7 protein-coding genes are annotated in these 6326 nt (G+C 64.2%); 1 reads left to right on the top strand and 6 read right to left on the bottom strand.

From position 1 onward, the window contains the following. Positions 1 to 5: 5 nt before the first annotated feature. From GH663_RS20360 to GH663_RS20385, 6 genes are all read right to left on the bottom strand, one after another. Positions 6 to 314, bottom strand: coding sequence for an STAS domain-containing protein (locus GH663_RS20360; RefSeq protein ID WP_153133423.1), 309 nt, complete (start codon positions 312 to 314; stop codon positions 6 to 8). Between the two features lie 105 nt (positions 315 to 419). After that, the gene (locus tag GH663_RS20365) at positions 420 to 1463 is read right to left on the bottom strand and encodes a potassium channel family protein (protein ID WP_246181665.1); all 1044 of its coding nucleotides are present in this window, start codon (positions 1461 to 1463) and stop codon (positions 420 to 422) included. Between the two features lie 12 nt (positions 1464 to 1475). Beyond that, on the bottom strand, positions 1476 to 1973 hold the full coding sequence (locus tag GH663_RS20370) for a DUF3124 domain-containing protein (RefSeq protein WP_153133425.1): 498 nt from the start codon (positions 1971 to 1973) through the stop codon (positions 1476 to 1478). Positions 1974 to 2076: 103 nt separating this feature from the next. Continuing rightward, entirely contained in the window at positions 2077 to 2451 is a 375-nt protein-coding gene (locus GH663_RS20375) for a response regulator (RefSeq protein WP_153133426.1), read from the bottom strand. Next, on the bottom strand, positions 2438 to 4879 hold the full coding sequence (locus GH663_RS20380) for a hybrid sensor histidine kinase/response regulator (protein WP_153133427.1): 2442 nt from the start codon (positions 4877 to 4879) through the stop codon (positions 2438 to 2440). Before GH663_RS20380 ends, GH663_RS20375 begins: the two co-directional genes overlap by 14 nt. Continuing rightward, complete coding sequence (locus tag GH663_RS20385) at positions 4876 to 5265, bottom strand: Hpt domain-containing protein (protein ID WP_153133428.1); 390 nt, start codon at positions 5263 to 5265, stop codon at positions 4876 to 4878. The genes GH663_RS20380 and GH663_RS20385 overlap by 4 nt, the downstream gene beginning before the upstream one ends. A 166-nt stretch (positions 5266 to 5431) precedes the next feature. Between GH663_RS20385 and GH663_RS20390 the strand changes: the two genes are divergently transcribed. Further along, positions 5432 to 6142, top strand: coding sequence for a response regulator transcription factor (locus tag GH663_RS20390; RefSeq protein ID WP_153133429.1), 711 nt, complete (start codon positions 5432 to 5434; stop codon positions 6140 to 6142). The last annotated feature ends 184 nt before the right edge of the window (positions 6143 to 6326 follow it).

The following is a 6326-nucleotide window of genomic DNA, read 5'->3' on the forward strand; positions in this document are numbered from 1 at the left end:
CCGGCTCAGGCGAGGCGGAACAGACGGCCGAACTGGACCGTGGTCAGGATATCGCGGACCGCCGGCGTGCACTCGACAAGGGCGACCGTGCAACCTAGCTGACTCGCCCGGTCGCGCAGGATGAGCAGCATGCCCAAGCCCGAACTATCGAGATAATCCAGTTGGGCACAATTGACCCGGACCTCGGGGGCCGTCACCCGACCCAGGAAATGATTGAGCGCCTCGACAAATGCTTCCCGTTTGGTGAAATCGAGGCGACCCGCCAGATGCATGACGGGGGTGCCGTCATCCGCTTTCAGGCAATCGATTTTCATGCAAGCCTCCCGACCGGCAATCTGTTGTTTTTCCAGTCCAAGCCACGTCGCTATTCACGCCTCATACTACGCCGCCCCGGCGCCGAAGCAAGCGCCGCGCAGCGCTCAGGCCGCCATTTCGATCAACAGGGTTTCGATTTCCAGGCGGCCGACCGGGCCGGCCATGGCGATCAGCGTAAAGCCGGGCTTGAGCAGGAATTCTTGATCGGGATTGAACTGCCATTCGCCATTGCGCTCGCGCACGGCGAGCAGCACGTAGTTGGCGCTGCGCAGCTTGAGCGCCCCGAGCGCCTTGGGAATGAAGCCAGCCGGCACGGTAACTTCCTCGACCCGCAGATTCTTCTCCGACTTCAGCATTTCATCGAGGAAGGAGACGACATGCGGCCGGATCATCGCCGAGGCGATACGCATGCCGCCGGTGAAATCGGGCGAGACGATGGCATCGGCGCCGGCCTTGCGCATTTTCTCGATATTGCGGGTTTCCTGGCAGCGCGCGACGATCCGCACTTCCGGCTTCAACTGCTTGGCGGTGATGACGATCATCAGATTGCGCGAATCGTCGCCGGTCACCGCGAAGACGCCTTTGGCGTCGGCCAGGTCGGCGGCGTTCAGCACGTCGTCGTCGCTGGCATCGCCATGCAGGTAAAGCAGGCCGGGGTTCTTTTCCTTGTATTCCTGCAAGTTCGCCATTTCCTCGTCGATAGCGACGTAGTGGCGATTGGTCGCCTCCAGTTCGTGGGCGATGTTCCGGCCGACCCGGCCGAAGCCGCACAGGATGTAATGGCCTTTGAGTTTCTTGATTGTCTTTTCCATGCGTTTTCTCTGCAGGGTTCCATTGAGGTCGGTTTCGAGCAGCGCCACCGTCACCACCGAAAACAGCATCGACAGGTTGCCGGCGCCGAGGATGCCGATGATGACGGTCAGCACACGCGCCGGCTGATTGCTCGACATGTCGATGATTTCGCCGTAGCCGATGGTGGCGACGGTGATGAAGGTCATGTAGAAGCAGTCAAACCACGAATACTTGCCTTCGGTCAGGTAATAGTAGCCAGCCGTGCCCAGCACATGGACGACGACCAGGCCGGCCAGCGCAATGTAGAGCAGGCGAAAGATGTAGCCGACCTGTGCGGCCTTGACGGTTGATGACACGTCCAGGCCCGCTTAGTCAGCCACGGGCACGGACTGGGTGGTGAAGATCACTGCCTTGCCGCCATCCATGTTGGCATGCAGGGCCTCAACCAGCGGCGGGTTGATCGCGGCATCGGCTTCCCACTTGACGACGAAGTTGGCGCCGGAGCCGCCGGAAGCGTCGTTCAGTTCGACGAACAGTTCCAGGGTGCCGAGCGGCGGCAGCACGGTCGGGCCGCTGACCCGTTCGCCGAGCAGCTTGCCCTGGGTATCGAAATACTTGGCCGAGAGGATGCGCAACGGCCGCTTGCTATCCGTATTGCGGATGCTGACCAGCGCCGAGAGCAGCACGAACGAAGCCTTGCCACTCTTGCCCAGATTGCCGTAGAGCATGTGTGAATAGATCGGCAGATAGACGCTCTGCCCCTTGCTCAGCGGACGCGCCTCCTGGGCGATGCCTGCGGTGGACTGGCCGAAAAGGCAAAAAACCAGGGCAAACAACCCGGCGCGCATTTTTTTCATTCGTTGCATGATTCCCCCTGTTGCCACCGATGCGGCATCAGCGCCGCCCCGGACAGAGGGAAATCATACCTGCTCCGCGCCGCCAACGGCCGCCGCCGGGCAGTACGGCGCTTCAGGCCGCCTGCAGCAAATTGCGCAACAAGCCGCCGAGCAGTATCCAGTCGAGCGGCTTGGCGATGTAATCGGCCCCCAGATCGTAGGCGCGCTGAATGAAGACCGGCTCCGTGTGGCCGGTAATCAGGACCACCGGAATCTCGCCGCCGCCGCGCCGGCGAATTGCCGAGCACACGGCGAAACCGTCCATTTCCGGCATTTCGACATCAAGCAGGACGATATCGAACGGCGTCCGTTCGAATTCGTCGAGGGCGGCCTTGCCGTTGTCGACCACGGTCACCGCAAAGCCCTGGCCGCCGAGGGCGGCCGGCATCAGCAGGCCGACGGTGGGATCATCGTCGGCGACGAGGACCCGGTATTCAGGCTGAGTCACGTTTCTTTTCCTCCTGCAGGGCAGCCAGCCCTTCCTTGACCCGCTGCCACTCTTCGTGGATGGCGAACAGGCGCAGCCGAACCGCCGACTGGTCGCCGGCCAGGCTCAGACTTTCGAGCTCGCGCAGGCCTTCGCCGAAGACGTTGGCGCCGACATTGAACGAACTCGACTTCAGGGCATGCGCCGCCTGCGCCATTTGTTTCAGATCGGCGACCTGCCAGGCCGCTTCGATATTCTGCATTTCGCGGCTGGCCGCTTTCAGGTAGGCGGTCAGCAACTGGCTGACCAGCTCATCGGCCTTGTCCGGCGACAGGGCCCGGATCTTGTCGAGCGCGGCCGGGTCGAGCGCCGCCGGGGCCGGCGGCAAGGCCGGGCCGGCGGCACTGGCAACCGCTTCCCGACGTTCGGCCGGCAGCCAGCGCTGCAGCACGGCGAACATCTCGTCGCCGGAAAACGGCTTGGCCAGGTAATCGTCCATGCCGGCAGCCAGGCAACGCTCACGGTCGCCCTGCATGGCATTGGCGGTCAAGGCGACGACCGGCAGATGGCGGCCGCTGTCCGCCTCGCGCTCGCGCAGCAGGCGGGTGGCCGCGAAACCGTCGAGCACCGGCATCTGGCAGTCCATCAGCACCAGATCGAAAGGCTCGGCCGCCAACATCTCCAGCGCCTGGCGGCCGTTGGCGGCAATGCCGGCGGCCAGGCCGAGCCGCTCCAAATGGGCCTGGGCGACAATCAGGTTGCTTTCGTTGTCTTCTGCCACCAGCACCCGGCCGCGCAGGCGCGGGCGGGCGACGACGGCAGGCCGCACCGGCGGCAGCGGCTGCCGGGCCAGGGCCTGGGCGATGGCCTCGAACAATTCAGCCTGCAGCACCGGCTTGGTCAGGCAGTCGGCAATGCCGAGCCGGGCCCGCTCCGTGGTCCCGATCGACTCGATGGCCGAAGAGAGCACGAGCAGGCGCAGTGCCGCCAGACGCGGATCGTTGCGAATCTCGGTCGCCACCTGCAGGCCGCTCAGGCCCGGCATCTGCATGTCGAGCAGCAGCAAGGCGAAGGGCTCGCCGGCTTCGGCTGCGGCCCGCAGCCGATCCAGGCCCTCCCGACCGGAGGCCGCGGTTTCTGCTTCGAAGCCTCGGCTCCGAACCTGGGCGAGCAGGATGTCGCGGTTGGTCTGGCTGTCATCGACGATCAACAGGCGGGCCCCGGTCGTCAGCGGGCTGGCGGGCGGAGTGCAGTGTTCCGTCTGGCCGTGCGGCAGGCAGAGGTCGACATGAAAACTGGAGCCCGCTCCGGGGCGGCTGTCCAGCCGCATGCTGCCGCCCAGCATGCCGACCAGGCGGTAGCAGATGGCCAGACCAAGGCCGGTCCCGCCATATTTGCGGGTCGTCGAACCGTCGGCCTGGGCGAAGTGCTCGAAGACTTTCTGCTGCGCCTCGGCGGCAATGCCGATCCCGGTATCGCGGACGGTCAGCGTGAAGGCCAGACCGTTTTCATCGGCGCGGTGCACGGCGAGACCGAGCACGATTTCGCCGTGTTCGGTGAATTTGACGGCGTTGCCCAGCAAATTGGTAATGATCTGGCGCAGCCGCAAGGCGTCGCTACGCACTACCAGCGATTGGCCGGGCGGCAGGTCGGCCAGCAACTCCAGGCCTTTCTTATGGGCCGGCTGGGCGAACAGTTCGAGCGATTCCTCGATCAGCGCCCGCAAATCGAAATCCTCTTCTTCCAGCACCAGCTTGCCGGACTCGATCTTGGAAAAATCGAGGATGTCGTTGATGATGCCCAACAGATGCCGCCCGGAACGCTCGACGGCCTCGACGAACTGCCGCTGGCTGGGTTCGAGCCGGGTGTCGAGCAACAATTCGGTCATGCCGAGCACGCCGTTCATCGGCGTCCGGATCTCGTGGCTCATCGTCGCCAGAAACTCGCTTTTCGCCCGGCTGCCGGCTTCGGCTGCATCCTTCGCTTGGCGCAACTCGCGGGTCCGCTGCTCGACCATCTGCTCCAGGCTGCCGAGATGCGAGGCCAGCCAGCGGTCGCGTTCGCGCACCTGATCGATCAGCGCGTTGAAACCATCGCCCAGTTGATCGAGTTCGGCGACGCCACTCGGCGTCACCCGGCGATCGAACTGCCCGGCCGAAACCTCGGCCATCTGCCGGGCAACGTCCTGCATCGGCACGAGCAATAACTCGATTTGCCGTTGCTGCCAGCGCAGCACCAGCCGCAATGCCAGCCCGCCCGCCAGCAGAAGCAGCCCGACCAGCCAGAGCAGTTGTTGATCGAACACCGCCGGGTCGAGTTGGCCCCGAATGCTCAACCCGACCGCTACGCACAGAACAAGTATGCTGGACAAGCCAAGGGTCAGCAGCAAGACGCTGCGGTTGAGGCGAGCCAGCCGGGCCCGCAGCGATTGCCGGGGATCGTCGCTCACGCCGCCCTCGCGGCCGGCAGGCAGTCGCCCAGGCGGGCCTCGGCGGCCGACTGCCAGACTTCGCGAAAACAGTCCTGCAAATACCAGCGCAGGCTGGCCGGCACCGACACCGGCCGCCCCGCCAGGCGAATGCTCAACAACTCTTCGAGTACGGTGGCGACGCAGGACAGGTGGCTGGCCCCGACATTGGCTGCCGCGCTGCGCAAGGCATGCACCTGCCGGGACTCGGCTGCATCGTCGCCGCGCGTCGCCAGCCAGGCCGGCTCCCACTCTGCGAAATGCTCGACGAAGAGGCCGACCGCCTGCCACCAGAGTTCAGGCTGGCCGAGCATGCGGTCGACCGCCGGCGCCACATCGAAACCGTGCAATGAAGTCGGGGCCGACATCTCAGGCCAACCTTGCGAAAAAAAATCGAACCAGTCGTAGCAATTCGTTCATCGGGTAATTGTTGCAGCAAACGGGAACTTGAACATGCCAAAATGGTAAATCAAGCCCGGTTTTTTTACCTTGGATTACAATCCGCCCCTTCAGGCTTTTCAGGCATTCAGCCCCATGCGCCAGACTGCACTTATCGTTGAAGACGATCCCGCCACCCGCCATGTCCTTGGCACCACCCTGGCCACTGCAGGCATCGACGCAATCTACGCCGAAAATGGTGCCGCCATGTGGCGCCAGCTTGGCAAAAATCCCGACGTCATCATTCTTGATCTCAGCCTGCCCGATGCCGACGGCCTCGAGTTGCTGCGCCAGTTGCGCCAGCAATCCGAAGTGCCGGTGCTCATCCACTCGACCCGCTCCGATGAGATCGAGCGCATCATCGGTATCGAAATCGGCGCCGACGACTTCCTGCCAAAACCGTGCAACCTGCGCGAACTGCTCGCCCGCACTCGCGGCCTGCTGCGCCGCAGCCAGGGGCGCAACCCGCCGGTCCTGCGCGGCGAAGCACGCAACATCCAGTTCGGCCCATGGACGCTCAACACCGCCTCGCGCGAACTGACCCACAACGAAGGCCAGTCCAGCCCGCTCGGCGTCTCCGCCTTTGCGCTGCTTCATGCCTTCCTGGAAAACCCGTTCGCCCCGCTCTCCCGCGAACAACTGTCGCGCGTCCTGAAGCGCGAATATGTCGCCTACGATCGCATCATTGACGTCCACGTCAGCCAGATCCGCCGCATTCTCGGCAAGCAGGCCGACGGCAACGGGTTCATCAAGACCTTGCGCTCGCAGGGCTACGTCTTCATCGCCGACGTCCAGAACGCCCAGTAGCCCGCCCACAGCCGAGTCCGGCGGTCGACGCGGCAAAACAGGCAAAAACCGCCCCGAGGGGCGGTTTTCATTGGCTTGGCGACTAGCGGCTGACCTTGCACCCGCCGACGGTATTGCCGGTACAAGGCACCGAGCTTTCCCGGTTGATCAGCCATTTGCCGCCGACCTTGATCAGCTCCAGGCT

The sequence above is a fragment of the Dechloromonas hortensis genome (assembly GCF_009469765.1).
Taxonomy (GTDB): Bacteria; Pseudomonadota; Gammaproteobacteria; order Burkholderiales; family Rhodocyclaceae; genus Azonexus; species Azonexus hortensis.